14 protein-coding genes are annotated in these 18,711 nt (G+C 34.0%); 13 read left to right on the forward strand and 1 reads right to left on the reverse strand.

The genetic code is table 11. The annotated features are described in order from the left end of the window. The first annotated feature begins 424 nt into the window (after window positions 1-424). From CS063_RS12530 to CS063_RS12570, 9 genes are all read left to right on the forward strand, one after another. Window positions 425-1,531, forward strand: coding sequence for an ABC transporter substrate-binding protein (locus CS063_RS12530; RefSeq protein ID WP_180270787.1), 1,107 nt, complete (start codon window positions 425-427; stop codon window positions 1,529-1,531). A gap of 132 nt (window positions 1,532-1,663) precedes the next feature. Continuing rightward, window positions 1,664-2,782, forward strand: coding sequence for an ABC transporter ATP-binding protein (locus CS063_RS12535; protein ID WP_099450051.1), 1,119 nt, complete (start codon window positions 1,664-1,666; stop codon window positions 2,780-2,782). Then, on the forward strand, window positions 2,775-4,430 hold the full coding sequence (locus CS063_RS12540) for an ABC transporter permease (RefSeq protein WP_099450052.1): 1,656 nt from the start codon (window positions 2,775-2,777) through the stop codon (window positions 4,428-4,430). The genes CS063_RS12535 and CS063_RS12540 overlap by 8 nt, the downstream gene beginning before the upstream one ends. A gap of 69 nt (window positions 4,431-4,499) precedes the next feature. Further along, window positions 4,500-6,206 carry a sensor histidine kinase gene (locus CS063_RS12545; protein WP_099450053.1) on the forward strand — a complete coding sequence of 569 codons (1,707 nt, stop codon included), beginning with the start codon at window positions 4,500-4,502 and terminating at the stop codon, window positions 6,204-6,206. A gap of 1 nt (window position 6,207) precedes the next feature. Continuing rightward, a complete protein-coding gene (locus tag CS063_RS12550) occupies window positions 6,208-7,017 on the forward strand; it encodes a response regulator transcription factor (RefSeq protein WP_099450054.1) in 810 nt (269 codons plus the stop codon). A gap of 23 nt (window positions 7,018-7,040) precedes the next feature. Next, window positions 7,041-7,880, forward strand: a complete 840-nt coding sequence (locus CS063_RS12555) for a Cof-type HAD-IIB family hydrolase (protein WP_099450055.1) — start codon at window positions 7,041-7,043, stop codon at window positions 7,878-7,880. 46 nt (window positions 7,881-7,926) lie between these two features. Then, complete coding sequence (locus tag CS063_RS12560; protein WP_099450056.1) at window positions 7,927-8,496, forward strand: nitroreductase family protein; 570 nt, start codon at window positions 7,927-7,929, stop codon at window positions 8,494-8,496. 83 nt (window positions 8,497-8,579) lie between these two features. Continuing rightward, on the forward strand, window positions 8,580-9,104 hold the full coding sequence (locus CS063_RS12565) for a DUF6512 family protein (RefSeq protein ID WP_099450057.1): 525 nt from the start codon (window positions 8,580-8,582) through the stop codon (window positions 9,102-9,104). A 209-nt stretch (window positions 9,105-9,313) separates the two neighbouring features. Next, on the forward strand, window positions 9,314-10,804 hold the full coding sequence (locus CS063_RS12570) for a methyltransferase domain-containing protein (RefSeq protein WP_099450058.1): 1,491 nt from the start codon (window positions 9,314-9,316) through the stop codon (window positions 10,802-10,804). Window positions 10,805-10,945: 141 nt separating this feature from the next. Here CS063_RS12570 and CS063_RS12575 read toward each other — a convergent pair whose 3' ends face one another. Further along, window positions 10,946-12,637: a methyl-accepting chemotaxis protein gene (locus CS063_RS12575; protein ID WP_099450059.1), complete on the reverse strand. Its 1,692-nt coding sequence runs from the start codon at window positions 12,635-12,637 to the stop codon at window positions 10,946-10,948. Window positions 12,638-12,788: 151 nt separating this feature from the next. Here CS063_RS12575 and CS063_RS12580 point away from each other — a divergent pair, with 151 nt between their 5' ends. From CS063_RS12580 to CS063_RS12595, 4 genes are all read left to right on the forward strand, one after another. Further along, a complete protein-coding gene (locus CS063_RS12580) occupies window positions 12,789-13,616 on the forward strand; it encodes a CvfB family protein (RefSeq protein ID WP_099450060.1) in 828 nt (275 codons plus the stop codon). A gap of 257 nt (window positions 13,617-13,873) precedes the next feature. Further along, window positions 13,874-15,637 carry a sensor histidine kinase gene (locus CS063_RS12585; protein WP_099450061.1) on the forward strand — a complete coding sequence of 588 codons (1,764 nt, stop codon included), beginning with the start codon at window positions 13,874-13,876 and terminating at the stop codon, window positions 15,635-15,637. A gap of 1 nt (window position 15,638) precedes the next feature. Then, complete coding sequence (locus CS063_RS12590) at window positions 15,639-17,171, forward strand: response regulator (protein WP_099450062.1); 1,533 nt, start codon at window positions 15,639-15,641, stop codon at window positions 17,169-17,171. Window positions 17,172-17,321: 150 nt separating this feature from the next. After that, the gene (locus CS063_RS12595; RefSeq protein ID WP_099450063.1) at window positions 17,322-18,689 is read left to right on the forward strand and encodes an ABC transporter substrate-binding protein; all 1,368 of its coding nucleotides are present in this window, start codon (window positions 17,322-17,324) and stop codon (window positions 18,687-18,689) included. Window positions 18,690-18,711: the final 22 nt, after the last annotated feature.

An 18,711-nucleotide genomic window follows, 5' to 3' on the forward strand; every position in this document is an offset into this window, starting at 1 on the left:
GGCTAGCAAGTAAGGGAGCTCTTCGCAAGCTTCCTCCACAGGATGGATGTAAAATCTTAGAGAAGTCCTATAGGCTGTTTTTAGGGACGTTATCACAAGTGCTTTTCTTGTGATAGGTAGGACCGTTAGCCTATTGGACTGAACTTAGATTTTACCCATCCGAGGACCGAGAAGCTTGCGAAGAGCTCCCTTACTTGCGGCCCCTGAGAACACCCCCTATCTCTTTCCTTTTAGTAGTCTAATATGTAAAACACCTCGATAAACTGAAATTTATCGATTTTAAGGTGAGATAACTAACTTGGGCATTTTAAAATATTGGGTTCAGTTTTGAGGATATTTTAACTGTTTTTTAGGATTGAGAGAAATCTATAAAAGTTTTACTATTTAATTAAGCAAGAAAACATTAAATGAGGGGGAAAACAAAATGAAGAGACGATTTGCTGTATTAATAGCTGGGGTAATGATGGCTACATCTTTAGTAGGCTGTGGAGGAAGTAAGAGTACGGAGGTGCCAGCTAGTAGTGAACCAGAAAAGAAAGTAGAGGCTACAACAGATACAAAGAAAGAAGAGGCACCAGCAACTGAGGTAGCTGATCCGGAGACGAAGGAACTTGTCATTTACTGTCCACATCCACTTGAATTTATTAATCCATTAGTAAGTGAATTTGAGACACAAACAGGTATTTCTGTTGAAGTTGTAGCAGCTGGTACAGGAGAACTTTTAAAGAGGGTAGAATCTGAGCAAGGTAATCCTTTGGGTGATATTTTTTGGGGGGGTTCACTTTCTACTATGGAACCTAAAAAGGATCTCTTTGAAAATTATCAATCTGTGAATGAAGCGTTTGTCTATGATACGATGAGAAATATAGAAGGTCCACTTACACGCTTTACCAACATTCCAAGTGTTATTATGGTGAATACAGATCTCATTGGAGACATTAAAGTAGAGGGTTACGAAGATCTACTTAATCCAGCATTAAAGGGAAAGATTGCACACTGTGACCCTTCTAAATCATCATCTTCTTATGAGCACCTTATCAATATGTTGTATGCAATGGGTAAAGGAGACCCAGAACAAGGCTGGGACTACGTACAAAAATTATGTGAAAACTTAGATGGTAAGTTATTAAGTGGTTCCTCTGCTGTTTATAAAGGGGTAGCAGATGGCGAATATACAGTAGGACTTACCTTTGAAGAAGGTGGTGCAAAATATGTAGCAGATGGTGCACCGGTTAAATTAGTTTACATGAAAGAGGGCGTTATTTCTAAGCCAGATGGTGTCTATATTATTAAAGGTGCTAAAAATATGGGTAATGCAAAGAAATTTATTGATTTCGTAACAGGTAAAGATGCGCAAACCATCATTATTGAACAGCTTAATCGTCGTTCGGTAAGAACGGATGTACCTGCACCAAATGGACTTGAAAAACTTGAAAATATTAATTTAATTTATGATGACCAAAATCTTGTAGTGGAGAAGAAGCAAGAATGGCTTGATAAGTTTAAAGATATTTTTACAAGTGCACAATAATTAAGCTAAATAGGAGTTCATATGTAGCCCACGTTGGTCTTGCCTATGTGGGCTCATTTTGTAACCTTTAGATATAGACCTTGAATTATAAAAAGAAGGAATAAATTAAATATTTAAGAGGAGGGACTTAAAATGAGCGTTTCAATTAGTGCAGAAGATATAGTAAAAAAATATGGTGATATTACAGTTATACCTCATTTATCAATTCAAATTAAGAATGGAGAGTTTTTCACTTTGTTAGGACCGTCTGGTTGTGGTAAAACCACTTTACTTCGTATGATTGCAGGTTTCAACAGTATAGAGGGAGGATGTATTAGGTTTGGAGAGCAAATCATTAATGAGATACCTGCTCATAAGCGTAATATTGGTATGGTCTTCCAAAGCTATGCTATTTTTCCACATTTAACGGTAAGACAGAATGTAGAGTATGGACTTAAATTGCGTAAATTCAATAAGCAGGAAATGAAGGAGAAAGTGGATCAGATTTTAAAAATAGTAAAAATAGAAGAGTATCAAGACCGCTTGCCAGAGCGCCTATCAGGAGGTCAGCAGCAACGTGTAGCACTAGCCAGGGCTATTGTTATCCACCCAAGTGTACTTTTAATGGATGAGCCTCTCTCGAACTTAGATGCCAAATTAAGAGTAGAAATGCGTGGAGCTATTCGGGATGTGCAAAAGGAAGTCGGTATTACTACAGTCTATGTTACGCATGATCAAGAAGAAGCTTTAGCTATTTCGGATCGTATTGCTGTTATGAAGGAGGGAGTGATTGAACAAGTAGGCACACCTCATAAGATTTATACACGTCCTGCCAATGTATTTGTAGCTACTTTTATTGGACATTCCAATTTATTTAAGGGAGTTCTCACTACAACGGATGAGGGAACTTTTGTAACCTTTAAAAATGGCTATAAGATACAAATGAGCAATCTTATAGAGCATACAAGGGACAAAGTAAATGTAACGATAGCAGTAAGGCCAGAAGAATTTGCTATTGCTAAACAAGGGATTACAGCCACTATTAAAAATAAAACTTTCTTAGGAAAATATGTAAATTATGAATTAGATTTTGCTGAGGAGATGCTTGTATCAGGTCAGCCCTCCATTGAGTACTCACAGGATATAGGGCATGCAGAAAAAACCTACGAAGTGGGTGAAAAAATAACCTTAATACCTAATAAAGATAAAATTAATATTTTCACAGATGAAGGCACAGAAAGTTTAATGAAGGATGTGAGGACATATGAGTAAAGCAAAAATAAAATGGGACTTTTGGAGTACAATAACTGTTATTATTATGGCAATTTTTGCGCTATTTTTAGTCTACCCGCTTTTTTCTCTTTTTGTAAGTGGATTTCAAGATCCTCAAACAGGTGAGTTTACCTTTGCAAACTTTGCTAAGTTTTTTGAAAAGAAATATTACTATCAATCTATGCTTAATAGTTTTAAAGTAACTGTTAGCGTAACGATTCTTTCAATTTTAATTGGAGCGCCTATTGCTTATTTTATGACCTGTTACAAAATTAAAGGAAAGGGATTAATTGAGGTACTTGTTATTATTTCTATGCTTTCTCCACCCTTTATCGGAGCTTATTCTTGGATTTTATTAGGTGGAAGAAGTGGAGTGTTAACAAAGTTTTTTTCAAATTTATTAGGTATACAGATGCCATCAGTATACGGGTTCGGGGGAATACTGCTCGTTTTTACCTTAAAGCTGTATCCTTTTATTTACCTTTATGTATCGGGTGCCTTAAAGAAAATAGATGTATCCTTAAGTGAAGCAGCAGAAAGCCTAGGATGTAGTTCTGTAAAAAAGGTGGTTACCATTATCATTCCACTTATCTTACCAACAGTATTGGCTGGAGCTCTTTTAGTCTTTATGAATGCTTTGGCAGATTTTGGTACTCCTATGCTCATAGGTGAAGGATTTAGTGTCATGCCGGTTATCATTTATTCAGAGTTTATCAGTGAGGTAGGTGGGCAAGCTAATTTTGCAGCAGCTATGGCAGGAATTATGGTACTTATTACAGCCATACTCTTTATTGCACAAAAATATGTAGTTAACAAGAAATCCTTTACTATGAGTTCCTTACGTCCTATTCAGCCTAAGGAAGCTAAAGGAGTAGGAGGTTTCTTAATGCATGCCTTTATCTATAGTGCAGTGTTTTTATCCATCATTCCTCAACTTACTGTTATCTATACCTCCTTCCTTAAAACAAAAGGTTCTATGTTTACCTCTGGTTTTTCTCTAAAAAGTTACCAAACAGTTTTTAAAAATGCAGGTAGAGCTATTGTAAATAGTTACCTTTATGGCATCATTGCCATCATTATTATTATTTTGTTAGGTATGTTTATTGCCTATATTTCTACTCGCAGAAAAAACATCTTAACCAATACGATTGATTCCATTACCATGTTCCCTTATATTATCCCAGGTTCGGTATTAGGAATAACCTTACTTTTAGCCTTTAATGAAAGACCCCTACTTTTAAGTGGTACAGCGACTATCTTAATTATTGCTTTTGTTATTAGAAGGCTTCCTTATACACTTCGTTCTAGTGCAGCCATCCTTTATCAGATTAGTCCAAGTATGGAAGAGGCTTCGATTAGTTTAGGGTATTCACCTGTTCGCACCTTCTTTAAGGTAACAGCAGTGATGATGTTACCGGGGGTTCTAGCAGGAGCTATCTTAAGTTGGATTACTGTGATTAATGAATTAAGTGCTTCTATTATTCTTTACACAGGTAATACCCGTACTATGTCAGTGGCTATTTACACGGAGGTTATTAGGGCAAGTTATGGTACAGCAGCAGCACTTTCTACGATATTAACTGTTACAACGGTTATCTCCTTATTAATATTCTTTAAATTATCAGGTAGCAAGGATGTTCATATTTAAAAGATGGCAACTAGTTAGTAAATTATATATAATAAAGACAAAAGGGTTTATTTATGAAGGAGTGAGGGTATGAAAGAACAAGGGCGCAAATATTTTAAAGAAGATATTCGACGAACCTTTTTGATTTATGCTCTCATTCCTATTAGTATGATTACACTGATTACGTATTGTTCTGCCTTCTTTATTTGGAATCGAATGATTATTTCCCAAACACGAGATAAAAATAGAAGGATGCAGCAGAAGCTTGAACAGGTGGTAACAAGCTTTATGAAAAAAACAGTGGAGTTTGCAGAGGATGCTGATTTTTATGAGAAGCTTCAACAGCCTAGGCAAAAAAGTGCTATCTATCAAAAACTTTATACTTTTTCCAATAGCATTGAAGAACAAGTAGATTTTTATATTTTTGATGAAAAGTTAGAAATGCTTGCTGGTAGCACAAAAGAAATACCGAATTTTATTCCTAAAGATAGTCACATTTCTTGGGGAATTACAAAAAGGATGAAGGATAATCCCACAGATATTATTCTAGAATGTAATAAAACTTATAAAGATAATTTGCAACGTACCAAATTACTTATAGGACATACTATTTTACAAGATAACCAAATTAAAGGATATATTTTATTTATTTTATATGGGGATGAATTTATTAAGACCTCAGGGAGTCCTACTACTCAGATTCTAGTAACAGATCAGTATGATAATCTTTTTTTGGCTACAACACCAGGCTTTAGTAATACCCTAGATAAAATTAAAGGAGAATTTAAGGAAGAGGATAACTATGTTACCATAGATGGTGATAAGTATTATAAAGAAAAAAGTAGCATTGTAGAGGGGAAGCTAAGAATTTACACCTTTACTTCTGTTGGTAGGCTCATGAAGGTATTTATATGGGCGGGTCTTTTTTTTATACTAGTCATTCTTACTTTAAGTATAGCAATGTTGGTAATTGCTGAAAAAATTGCAAAAGAAAAGACACATATCATCGATAGGATGGTGGATGCCTTTAAAGAAGTACAAGAAGGTAATTTAGATGTTACCTTAGACATTAAATCCTATGACGAGTTTGAAATCATAGGCGAGTCTTATAATCTGATGCTAGCTAGCATCAAGAATTTGCTTCTTATTAACGAAGAGAGAGTAAGACAGACTATTTTATCAGAAATTAAACAATTAGAATCTCAATTTAATCCTCATTTTTTGTTTAATACCTTAGAGCATATTCGCTATATGGCAAAGCTAGATCCTCATGCAGCTAGTAAGATGATTGTCAGCCTTTCTACCTTGCTTCGCTATAGCATCAATAACAATCTTTCTGATGTGACCATTGCAGAGGATTTAGAATACACAAAAAGTTATTTACACATTCAACAATATCGTTTTTCTGAACGCTTTCATTATACAACTTATATGGAAAGGGGGACAGAGGAGTGTATTGTACCTAAGCTCATACTGCAACCCATTATAGAAAACGCTATTAAATATGGGTTTGGGGATAAAGAAGATTTAACAGTTAGAATAAAGGTTAGTTTTTTAGCAGATGATTTGGTCATTGTAATCTATGACGACGGAGTAGGAATGCAACAGGAAATTCTTGAAGAATTACAGCATTTACTAAAGCAAGGCAATAATACTTCTAATCATATTGGACTGTATAATGTTCACAGGCGCATACAATTAATGTATGGAGAAGCTTATGGGGTAGAGCTTAAAAGTGAGATAGGTGAAGGCACGGTTGTTAAAATCATATTACCAATCAACAAGAGGGGGAAATGAGATGCTAAAGGTGTTAATTGTAGAAGATGAGGATATGATTCGAAAAGGGCTTATACATACGATGGATTGGACAAATATGGAGTGTACAGTTGTAGGCGAGGCAGGAAATGGGCAAGAGGGGCTAGAGAGAATCAAGGAACTTATGCCAGATATTGTATTTACAGATATTATCATGCCTAAAATGACAGGTATTGAGATGTTAGAATTAGCTAAAGGGTTTGTGGATTTTAAAAGTGTCATTTTGACTAGCTACTCAGAATTTGGTTATGCACAAAAAGCTATTAATCTAAAGGTATCAGACTATTTATTGAAACCTATTGATGAAGAGGAGCTACTAAAAGTAGTAGAAAAAATTAGAAAAGAAATTAATGAAAAACGTACTTATAGTGAGCTTTTAGAAAAGACGAAGGACAAAAGTAAGATGCAACTTGTGGATCTAGATATTTATATTCAGCAGAAGGAAGCAAGTAATCCTTATGTAGAAAAAGCTATTACAGCTATTAAAGAAAATTATAGTACGAAACTTAGTATAGAAGCAGTAGCAGACACACTAGGAGTAAGTAGTAGTTATCTAAGTCGTAAGTTTAAGGAAGAAACAGCTCAAACCTTTTTGGAAATGCTCCATAAATACCGTCTTCAAAAGGCGATAGAGCTCCTTGGCCAAGGCTCTTATAGAGTCTATGAAGTCTCTGATATGACAGGTTTTAGTGAGTATAAAAACTTTTGTGCTATTTTTAAAAAATATACAGGTATGGCTCCTACGGAGTTTGCAAAGAATAAAAGCTTTATTATTCAAAAGGCAGTAAAATAAAAGAGAAGTGATTGGAGGAGATTATGGGTAAGTATACAAATTATATACTAGTAAGTGATTTAGATAATACTTTAATTGGAAGTGATAAAATTATTTCAGAAAAGAATAAAAGGGCCATTGCCGATTTTGTACAAGGTGGGGGTCAATTTGCAGTAGCTACAGGGAGGACAGCACAAAATGTTCTCCCTTATTTACAAGGACTAACTATTAATAGTCCTTGTATTCTTTACAATGGTGGAGGTGTTTATGATATACATACGCATACATTTTTAGCATGCCACTTCTTAAATACAAAGATACTTAAGCCTTTTATTGAAGAAATATGTAAGGCAAAGGAAGAGGTTTGTGTACAAGCCTTTGATACAGAAATAACTTATGTCATAAATGAAAATAGATATGTAGATCCGGTAATGCTAAAAGAAAGTCATCAGTTTAAGTTTGGTAGTGCAAAGGAAGTATTAATGAAGCCTTGTATAAAGATGATCATCAATGCCTCTCATAAACAACTCTTAATTTATGAAAGGCTACTTCGGCCTTTAGTAGAGGCTAAAGAGATTCATACTGTTTTTTCAGTGCCAACATACTTAGAAATCTTGCCTTATGGTGCCAATAAAGGAAGTGCACTTAAAGAGCTAATGCATCTTTTAAGAGTAGAAGATAAAATAAGTGTGGCTATAGGAGATTTTGACAATGATAGGGAAATGCTACAAGTAGCTACTATTGGCATTGCACCTAGTAATGCGAATCCTAGGGTAAAAGAGGTGGCTGACTTAGTAACAGTAAGTTGTGACGAACATGCTATTTATGAGGTTATTTATCACGTTATAAGAGATTTGGAGATGACAGAACTGTTTAAAAAGTAGTACAATAAAAGGAGTAAAAATGAAAAATATACAAGGAGGATGACAGATGCTTAAAGATTTGGTTTTAAAAAGTAGGTCTTATAGAAGATTTGATCAATCAGTAGAAGTAAAAGAAGAGGATCTTCGTGAACTTGTAGACTTAGCAAGGCTTACACCTTCAGGAATGAATAAGCAGCCACTAAGATATATGCTCTCTTATACAAAAGAAAACAATGAAAAAATATTTCCTACCCTCAAATGGGCAGGTTATCTTACACAGTGGGATGGACCAGAGGAAGGAGAAAAACCAAGTGCATATATCGTCATGCTCAAGGATACTTCGTTAGGTGCTTATGCCATGCAAGATGAAGGAATTGTGGCTCAAACTATTTTATTAGGTGCTACAGAAAAAGGGCTAGGAGGCTGTATGTTTGGGAGTATTAATCGAGGAGAGCTAAAAAAACAACTGGATTTAGAAGAAAAATATGAAGTAGCTATGGTAATAGCTCTTGGTAAACCTATTGAAGAAGTTGTAATTGATAAGCTTGAGCAAGATGGGGAATTTAAATATTGGAGAGATGAGAACAAGGTACATCATGTACCTAAAAGGCAACTAGAAGATCTTATTATAAAATAAAGCGTTTATTGTTTTTAAGTAAAGAATAGACATAAATAGGCTTTCCCTTACATAATAATGAAGGTAAAGGGGGAGGATAAAATATGGAATTAAAGATGTGTCAAGTTATAGGAGCACTATTTACTATTATTGCAGGTACGCTTTTACATTTTGTTTATAAATGGACAGGACAAAATATATTCGTTAGTTTTTTTGCACCCGTGAATGAAAGCACATGGGAGCATTTAAAGCTTCTCATTACACCTATTCTTTTGTTTGCTATAGGGGAGTACATATTAGGGGGAAAAGAGATTATAAATTTTGTTCCAGTAAAGCTGTTAAGTATAGTAGCAGGTATGCTAACAATTGTAGTAAGCTTTTATACGTATGTAGGCATTGTGGGGAACCATTATTTATGGGCAGATATAGCAACCTTTATATTAGGAGTGATTGTAGCGTATGGATTAAGCTATAGCCTTTTAGGGACTTCGTATTTCACTTCCCTTAGTGCCAGGCAGTATGCATGGATAGGATTAGTTATTTTAATGGGGTGTATGATTCTTTTTACCTGGAGTCCTCCAACTATTGGTTTGTTTAAAGAGCCTTCCACCACTGCATTAAAACCATAAAGCAGATACTTTTATAGTGAAAATAAATAGAAGTTTAAAGAAAAGCCAAGGGCGTTTAAAAGTGAGCGCTAACTTGGCTTCTTTTAAGTTAAGACATATTAAAGGAATTTTGAAGGATTTTAATAAAGAAAGAGTTGCACCTAGCTAGTAAAAATGATAGTGTAGATAACAGATTAAAGCTAAGAAGCCATAAAAGATGAGGAAAAAGAATGATTCGAGAGACTTATGAAAAGATAGTAAGGCAAGAAGATATACGTAAAAACTTAATACAACTTAGGCAAGAGTTAAAAGTAGAAGGAGTAGCCCCTTTGCTGTATTATTTAGGAGGTAACTACCAGCTATTAAGTAGTTTGTTAGAGCATGAGGATGCTAAGGTGCGTAAAAATGTGGCACTCATTATGGGAGAATTAAGATCTCCAGAGCTGAGAGAGTATTTATGGAAGGCTTATCAAAAGGAAGAAAAGCTTTTTGTAAAGGCAGATTATTTAAGTGCATTAAGTGGTTTTAATTATAGCTCTTTGGTGGGAAACTTAAAAGAGCGATTAACTTTTTTGACAGAAAACAAGTGGGAAGAAGCAAGCTTAAAGCATATTAATGAAGAAAAACGAGCTTTAACTAAAATGATTTTAGATTTAGAACAACCAGATAAACATACCTTTACAGGAAACGAGATCCTTTCTGATTTATTGCTTCTCACGAACCGTGACCATAGAGAGATAACTTTAGAACAAATCAAAAAGGGACAGGCTAAGGTTTTTAATGCAGGGGTAGTGGTTAGGACGAAAGATTTAAATGAAATTTTTGAAATTCGTACTTATTCTGATTTGCTTTTTAGATTAAAAGAAGTTGCGAAAGTAGATGATGATCCTGCTTTAGCTGCACAAGCGTTAATCAAGGGCGGGCTTGTAGCTTTCTTAAAAGAAAGACATAAGGAACCAGCACCCTTTTATTTTAGACTAGAGCTTAAAACGCAACGCTCACTTGATAAAAAAAGTATTTTTGCTAAGAAAATGGCAGAGGAGTTAGAAAGACTCTCAAATAGGGAGCTAATTAATTCAACTTCTAACTATGAAATAGAAATTAGGCTAATTGAAAGTAAAGATGAAGATTGGAATGTACTCTTAAAGCTTTATACCCTAATAGATGAGCGCTTCAGCTATAGAAAAGAAGCTATTGCAGCAAGTATTCAGCCCGTCCATGCAGCTCTTATTACTCGCTTAGCTAAGCCCTACCTCAAAGAAAAGGCAACTGTTTTAGATCCTTTCTGTGGGGTAGGCACGATGCTCATTGAGCGTCAGAAGCTAGTTGAAGCTGAAAACATGTATGGCATTGATAGTTTTGGAGAAGCCATCCTTAAGGCGGCTCAAAATAGTGCTTTAGCAGGATGTAATATACACTTTATTAACAAAAATTTCTTTGATTTTACTCATAAATATCTAGTTGATGAAATCTTTACGAATATGCCAACAGTTACAGGGCGTAAAACAGAAGAAGAAATAAAAGGACTTTATAAAAGCTTCTTTAGTAAGGCTTTAGAGTTCTTAAAACAAGAAGCAATAATAGTTCTTTATACGCGTAATAAGGAGTTTGTAGAAGAGGAAGTAATGAAACGAAAAGCATATAGCATTCGGGAAATGTATCCTATTTCTAAGAAAGAAAATGCATATCTCTATATCTTACAAGTTCATAAAGATTTATAGTAGGAAAAGGTCAGAGAAATTTTTGATAAGTATAGGAAAAATAGAGAGAGCATAAAAGAGAGAATGCCAATAACTTACTTAAGAATTAGGGGCATTCTCTCTTTTTAGGATAATTTTAAGGTCTATTAAAAATTTAAACCCCTAGAGTGGAGGTAATTTAAAAAGTTTAAGTTCTTTACTCAGATGATGGGTAAGTGCATCAAGCTCAGTAGAGAGACTCGTTACTTCTTCTACGACAGCATTAACCTCTTCAGTGGAAGAAGCAACCTCTTCACAAGCAGCTGCAATAGCTTGACTGATAGAGGAGGTATGATGGATACGTTCTACAATGGTGGCTTTTTTATGGTCTATTTCTTTTGTTTCATGATTGATAGTTTGAATTTCAGGAATAATGGTAGCAATAGAGGTTGCAATTTCTTGGAAGACTTCTGCATTTTTTTCTATATTATTGACTTGATTAATAAGATTTTCATTCATGCTCGTTGTGCTTGCGGCTAACGCTTGAGCGGTTTTTAAAAGTGAAGTAATAATGTTGGCAATGCCTTGAACGGAATTTTGACTTTCTTCAGCTAGTTTTCTGATTTCTTCAGCAACTACAGAGAAGCCTTTACCTGATTCACCTGCACGAGCAGCTTCGATAGCAGCATTTAAAGCAAGCAAGTTAGTTTGATCTGCAATGCTGTCAATCGTTTGAGTGATTTCACTTACCTTATTAATTTTTTCTTCAAAAGATTTCATTTCCTGCATGTAATTGGTAAAATTATCGCTAAACAAATAAATAGAAGAAAGAGTGCTTTCCATATGAGCTTTACTAGAAGTAGAGTGTTCACCAATTTGGGAAGAATGTGTATCAATATTTCCCATGGAATGTGCTAAAGTACCGATGTTATGTGAGAGGTTCCCCATATGGTCATTGATACCAAGTAAATCATGTGCTTCATCTGTTACGCTAACAGTAATTTCTTCTGTAGCAGCCACAACCTTTTCAGAGTGTTCAGCTAATTTTTGAGAAGTATGAGCAAGGGCTTTAGCTTCCTGTCTTACTCCCATGGTGAGCTTATGTACATCCGATAAAATAGAAACAATACTTGCTTGCATTGTTTCTAGGCCACGAGCCAATTCGCCAATTTCATCTGTACGTTTACTAATACGCGCATCCATATGTTTTGTAAAATCTTTGGTAGTTAGAAGGGCTAAATGGTTAACTACTTTATTGATTTTTGTGCTGATAGAGCCTACAGCAAAGGTTACTACGATGAGTGTAATGAGAGATAAAATAATACCGATACTGAGATTAAGCGTAATGAGTGCGTTAAATTCTTTGTTGTAAGGTGTGAGGTCAAGGCCGATAAAAATCATACCAATAGCTTCACCGTTTTTATCTTTAAGTGGTTTATACTGAGCAAGGTAAGGCTTGGCTTCTAATTGGAGTTCGGTAGTAAAGGTTTCACCATTTTCTAAAACCTTTTCTACAACATTTGGGTCAGCCTTCGTTCCAAGGAGTGAAGCATCTAATGTAGTGAGTAGACGTGTATCACCTAAAAATAAAGTATAATCAAAGGTGGTCCTTGATTTTAACTCATCTAAAAGAGGAAGTGTAGATAAATCAATTTCTCCTTTTAGAAGGGTAGTACCATCCGTGAAATAAGGCCCCGGTAAGGCCATTTCAGTGATATCCTCATAGTAATACATGTTGGTGTTAAGTTCTGTATAAATGGTTTTATCTGTAGCAATACGGGTGGAATAGACGGATAAAGACATGAGTGTTAACGTGAGAACAAAAAACATGGGAATGACGGCTAAGTAAATACGACCTCTTAATTTTAATTTCATTTTTAATTGACTCCCTTACAAATAATTGAATTTTAATTAAGCATATATTTATTATAGTTAAGATTTTAAATATATTAAGTAGAAAAAATGGATAAAATTTTTTGTCCATATATAAAAATAAAGCTAAATTTATGAAAGAAGGTAGAATAATGTGATACAAATAGGTAAATGGCATCAGTTAAAAGTAGTTAAAAAGACAGTACAGGGTCTTTATTTAGGAAATAAAAAAGAGGAGGTTTTACTTCCTCAGTCACAAATAGGAGAGACTGCTCAAGTAGGTGATGAATTAAATGTATTTGTGTACAGGGATTCTCAAGATAGGAAGATTGCAACACTGAACAAGCCTAAATTAGAGATAGGTGAACTCGCTTCGTTAGAGGTGGTAAGTATTAACCATATAGGAGCTTTTCTAGATTGGGGGCTTGAAAGGGATTTATTTCTACCTTATAAAGAACAAGTAGGGATGATCCACAAAGGAGAAGTTCATTTAGTTGGTATGTATGTAGATAAAAGTGACCGATTATGTGCAACAATGAAGGTTTATGATTTATTACAAACAGATTCTCCTTATAAAGTAAATGACGAAGTAAAGGGGATAGTCTATGCCATTAAAGAAGAGATAGGTATCTTTATAGCAGTCGATTACAAATACCATGGGCTTATCCCTAGCAAAGAGATTTATGGTAAAGTTAAAGTAGGAGATCATATAACGCTTAGGGTAAGTAGAGTGCAGTCGGATGGTAAACTAGAGCTGAGCTTTCGTAAACAGGCTTATTTACAGATAGAAGAGGATGCTAAAAAAATTATGGAAGAGCTAGATAAACACAATGGTGTACTACGAATCCATGATAAGAGCTCACCAGAGGAAATCAAAGCAATCCTTCATATAAGTAAAGCTGCCTTCAAAAGAGCCACAGGTAGACTTATGAAGGAAGGTGTACTAGAAATAAAAGAAGATTGTATCAAACGAAGCTGGTAGAAAAACTTTTTTCAGTTGTAATATACTAGACAGACATCTAAATAGTTTAAAGCTAATACTATTAAAAAAATTAAGTCTTAATTAAGTATGTATATAGAAATTAAAGTCACAATATAAAATTGTGGCTTTTTTATTTTTGAGAATATTACTAATTGGGACATTAGTAAAAAAGAAAATTTGTGATATTGATTATAATTATATATAATTATAACGTAGGTAATGGATAGAATGACTATAAGTACTAGGAGTGAAGGTAGATGAAAGGTTTTTTTTTACAAAGTAGTAGGTCTTTAAAGATACAATTATTAGCTGCAATGATTATTATTATTATTACGTTACTTTCACTTTTAGGAGTAACTAATTATTGTATTGCCCATAAAGGAATATTGGAGGTAAGCACTTCTTATAATCAACAGCTTGTTGAACAAATTTGCAAAAATATTGAACTGTACTGTGATGAGGTGATGAGACAAACAGATTCACTAGCCAATCAGTCCAGTATAAAATATTATGGGGATTATTTTAATACAGTTCCATCTAAAGAAACAAAAGATGATATTAAGAAAGTACTCTTTCAAACAGTAGTAGAACGGAGTGATATAGATGATATTAATATTGTCCATAATGATAACAATCTTGTATCTATGTTTGGATTATATGATGAGGAAACTCTTGGTACACTCTGTAATTATTATGGGGTCAAGGATATGTATTTAAATGCTAGAATAATTCCAATTATTACAACAAACAAATATGGTAAGCCTACTTTGTCTATAGCACGAAGTATTTATCGCCCAGATGAGATGCAAGGTAGTAAATACTTTATTATAGTGAGTTTAGATATCAATAATATCAATTCTATTTTAAATAGCATTTACTTAGGGGAAGGGGCAGGTGCCTTTATAGTAGATGCACAAGGAAAGAGTGGAAACATAAAAGGTCATAATAAGGAAGTAGAGCAAAGTATTCTTGAACAAGTTAAGCTACATAAAAGTTCTAAGTCGATTAATGAGATAGATACTATTCTAGGTAAAAAATATCTTGTTTCAGTTAATCCACTTAACCAATCAGGTTTTCGTATAGTAGTTTATAATCCACTCAATAACCTTACAAAGACTTCTGAAAATATAGGTAGGTTTTCAATATTCATTGTAATATTAGGGATTTTAGTAGCTTCTGCATTAACATTATATATCACTTCTAAATTTATGAAACCTATATCACAGCTTGTACACCATATGTCTAAAATTAGCACAGGGAATCTTAAGACTATTGATGTAAAACAAAAGGCTATTGAAATGAAAATCCTATATGAGAAATTTAATGAAATGATTTTAGATTTAAGAGAACTAATGAAGGATATTCATGAGAAAAATAAACTCAAAAGAAAGGCAGAGCTCTATGCTCTTCAAACCCAAATCAACCCTCACTTTTTATACAACACGTTAGACTCTATTAATGCGATGGCAGCGTTGAGAGGTGAAAAAGATATTATGCAAATGACAGTAGCCCTCGCAAGGCTATTACGTTTAAGCATTAATACAAAAAGAGAATTTGTAAGCATAGCTGAGGAAATTGAACATGTAAAATGTTATCTTAAAATCCAAAAAATTAGGTATGCGGATAAGTTTGAAGTTATATTTGATATACAGCCTTCTATTTTAAACTATAAAGTAGTAAAACTAATCTTACAACCCTTAGTAGAGAATGCAATATATCATGGAATAGAGTTAAAACCAACTCATGGAATAATTACGATTAGGGGGTATGAAAATGAAGGAAGCATTTATCTTGAAATTCTAGACAATGGGATAGGTGTGAATAGAGAAAAGGTTAATGAGATAAGGCAACGCTTAAAGGAAGATATTTTATTAGGCAATTGTGATAGTGTAGGACTTTATAATGTGAATAGCAAGATAAAGTTGTATTATGGAGAAGATTATGGCCTTAGTTTTGAAAGTGAGCAGGAGATAGGTACAACAATAAAAGTGATGATTCCTAAAATGATGGAGGTGGTCTAGTATGATTAGAGTACTTATTGTAGATGATGAGGTATTACTGAGAAGAGGGCTACATGCACTTATTCATTGGGAGGAACTTGAGTGTGAACTAGTTGGTGAGGCAGCTAATGGATTAGAAGCTTTAGATTTTTTGGAAAAAAATCAAGTAGATTTAGTTATTACAGATATTCGTATGCCTGTAATGAATGGACTTGAGTTAATAGAGAATATAAATATTAAAAATAAAAGTACTAAGGTGATCATTGTAAGTGGTTATGATGATTTTGTTTATGCAAAAGCAGCCTTACAGTATGGTGCTAGTTATTATGTACTTAAACCTGTAGATGAAGAAGAAATCAATGAAGCTATATTAAAGGCAAAAGAGCAGATAGAGGATACATTAAAGCTGTATACTTTTGAGAAAGAACGAAAACAAGCCTTTTTAAAAAAATTTGTACAAGGAAAGCTAAGCAAAGAGGTAGATGTACTAGAGCAAATAAGAGTATGGAATCTTGCTTTAATGGAAAGTCATTTTTGTGTAGCTGTGGGCCTGCTCAGGAAAGATAACGAACACAATATAAATAATGAGCAAGCTATTATAAATACTATAAAGGTTTTTCTAGCTAACAACTACAGCGGAGAAGTGTTTTTTTTAGAGCCGTATAAGTTTTGTATTATTTTAGGTTATACAGATGATTATTTTGAACCAGAGAATATACTTAATGAGCTTTTAAGAAAAATAGAGGATGAAAATAATGTGTGCTGCTACTTTGGAGTAGGTGGCATTTACGAAGGAATTAAGCAAATCGAGAGGTCTTATCAAGAAGCAATGGAAGCTTTAAGTTATGTTATAAACTACAAAAATAATGTAGTTATTTGTTTTGAACGTATCTTACATATTACAAAACTAAAATATACGTATCCTTTAGAGGCAGAAAAGAAGATATTAACAGAAGTAGCAAGTGGTAATGCAACTAGTATTGAGGAAGCAATTAATGGTTTTTTGGAGCAGTTATTTCGAGAAAAAATATTAACAATAAATGAAATAAAAGCAGTGTTAATAGAACTTATCATTGCTATAAAGCGCTATTTTATTGGTTATAAGAGTGAAGAAGGTACAGACTATAAGGAGTTAATTGACAGGGTGAATGAAGAAGAAAGTATAGAGAGAATGAGAGAACACCTACGTAAAGAGCTAGTAGGGATTAATAAAACAATTATTAAATGCAAAGGGAACTCTTCGCGCAGTATCATTATAATGGCAAAGCAATTCGTAGAAGAACATTATGCTGAACGTTTTACATTAGATGAAATGGTAGAGCAGTTATTTGTAAGCAAAAGTTATTTTTGTAAGATTTTTAGAGAAGAAACAGGAACTAATTTTAAGAATTACTTAAATGATTATCGGATTGAAAGGGCCAAAGATTTATTAAAGGATTCAGCTAATAAGAACTATGAAGTATGCCTTAAAGTAGGTTTAGAAGATGTAAGTTATTTTAATCAGCTTTTTAAGAAAAAGGTAGGACTTACCCCCTCAGAATATAGAAATATATAAAGGAGAATAAATAAATTTTAAAAGAAGATAATTTTACCACATAAAAGAGAATTTACACACTTTATTTAAAATGACTTAAAAAGTAAAATTTAATTATAAAATTCATATGCATATTGGATGGTAAAGTGAAAAAATGAGAGGGGTAATTATATGAAACAACTAAAAAAATATTTAGCTTTAGGTCTTGGTATTGTTATGGCAAGTTCGGCCTTAGTAGGATGTGGAAGTAACAGTAAAGAGTTATCAGGAACTAATAGCAATCAAACAAGTACATCTAAACAAGATGAAAAAGCTAAAGATGTAACAATTAGGTTATATATACCATTTAGTTCACAAGAGCCTGCTAATAAACCTACTCAAGAAATCGTCAATCAATTTATGGAAGATAATCCTAATATCAAAGTAGAACTAGAAGTGCAGACAGCAACCCAATATCACGATAAGTTAAAAACTGAAATTGCCTCAGATACGCTTGCTAATGTTTTTGTAAGCTGGGGTGGCAGTGAGCTTGTAGAAGCTGTTAAATCTGGAAAAGTGATGGATTTGACAGAAATGTTAGAAGCAGACCCAGAGTTTAAGGATGGTTTTCTTTCATCAGCTTTAACAGCTACCAATGTAACTTATGAAGATATTCCAGGGTTATGGGGTATGCCTCTTTCCAACGTTGCAGCAGGTTTTTACTATAATAAGGATTTATTTGAAAAAGCTGGTGTAGAACCCCCTACAACATGGGAAGAAATGTATACAGTTATTGAAAAATTAAAAGCTATTGATACCATACCTATTTCGCTTGGTGGAAAGGATGGTTGGCGTGTGGAGCATCTCTATAGTCAAATTTTTTACAGCTGGAATGGCGTTGGAAAATCTAAGGATTTAGCAAATCGTACGATGAAATACACAGATGAAGGGGCAACTAAACCTTGGGAAGTTTTACTCAAGATTAAAGATATGGGAGGGTTTGGACCGGATCCAGCTTCTGTAGATTTTGGTATGGAGCAAAACTTATTTAAGACAGGTAAAGCAGCTATGAACTTTAGTTTATCAGCTTTTGTAGAGACTTTTAGTGGGGCAGATTCAGAAATTAAAGATGTAGTAGGCTTTTTCGCAGCACCTACATTTGCAGACAAACCAGAATTTACAGGTTCTATATTTGCAGGTGGAGATTGTGCACTTAATGTAGCTGCAAATCAAAGTCCTGAAGAGCTAGAAGCTTCTTATAAGCTTGTAAAGGCTCTTACAGGGAAAGAGGGACAAAGTATTTATTTAAATTCTAATGCACTTTTAATGACAAGAAAAGATTTAGAATTGGATCCGAATAAAGTAAATCCACTGATGATAGAATTCTCTACCTATCTAGAGGTAGCAAAAGAGTGTGAAACAGATGTAACTAATCCAGATCCAGTAAGTGCGATGTTAAATAAAATTAGAAGTGTTGCAACAGCAGTTATCAACGGACAGCTTACACCAGAGCAAGCTGGTAAAGAATTAGATGATGAAATTAGAAAGAATGAGGAGTAATTAAATCTTTATTGAACCGGAG

It is taken from the genome of Sporanaerobium hydrogeniformans, from assembly GCF_002735925.1.
GTDB classification, from domain to species: domain Bacteria; phylum Bacillota; class Clostridia; order Lachnospirales; family Cellulosilyticaceae; genus Sporanaerobium; species Sporanaerobium hydrogeniformans.

Excerpts from the sequence above, each read along its gene's own strand:
- CS063_RS12550 (WP_099450054.1), top strand. The coding sequence starts at position 6,208 with ATGCTAAAGGTGTTAATTGTAGAAGATGAGGATATGATTCGAAAAGGG.
- CS063_RS12570 (WP_099450058.1), top strand. The coding sequence starts at position 9,314 with ATGATTCGAGAGACTTATGAAAAGATAGTAAGGCAAGAAGATATACGT.
- CS063_RS12530 (WP_180270787.1), top strand. The coding sequence starts at position 425 with ATGAAGAGACGATTTGCTGTATTAATAGCTGGGGTAATGATGGCTACA.
- CS063_RS12590 (WP_099450062.1), top strand. The coding sequence starts at position 15,639 with ATGATTAGAGTACTTATTGTAGATGATGAGGTATTACTGAGAAGAGGG.
- CS063_RS12560 (WP_099450056.1), top strand. The coding sequence starts at position 7,927 with ATGCTTAAAGATTTGGTTTTAAAAAGTAGGTCTTATAGAAGATTTGAT.
- CS063_RS12545 (WP_099450053.1), top strand. The coding sequence starts at position 4,500 with ATGAAAGAACAAGGGCGCAAATATTTTAAAGAAGATATTCGACGAACC.
- CS063_RS12565 (WP_099450057.1), top strand. The coding sequence starts at position 8,580 with ATGGAATTAAAGATGTGTCAAGTTATAGGAGCACTATTTACTATTATT.
- CS063_RS12535 (WP_099450051.1), top strand. The coding sequence starts at position 1,664 with ATGAGCGTTTCAATTAGTGCAGAAGATATAGTAAAAAAATATGGTGAT.
- CS063_RS12540 (WP_099450052.1), top strand. The coding sequence starts at position 2,775 with ATGAGTAAAGCAAAAATAAAATGGGACTTTTGGAGTACAATAACTGTT.
- CS063_RS12585 (WP_099450061.1), top strand. The coding sequence starts at position 13,874 with ATGAAAGGTTTTTTTTTACAAAGTAGTAGGTCTTTAAAGATACAATTA.
- CS063_RS12555 (WP_099450055.1), top strand. The coding sequence starts at position 7,041 with ATGGGTAAGTATACAAATTATATACTAGTAAGTGATTTAGATAATACT.
- CS063_RS12595 (WP_099450063.1), top strand. The coding sequence starts at position 17,322 with ATGAAACAACTAAAAAAATATTTAGCTTTAGGTCTTGGTATTGTTATG.
- CS063_RS12575 (WP_099450059.1), bottom strand. The coding sequence starts at position 12,637 with ATGAAATTAAAATTAAGAGGTCGTATTTACTTAGCCGTCATTCCCATG.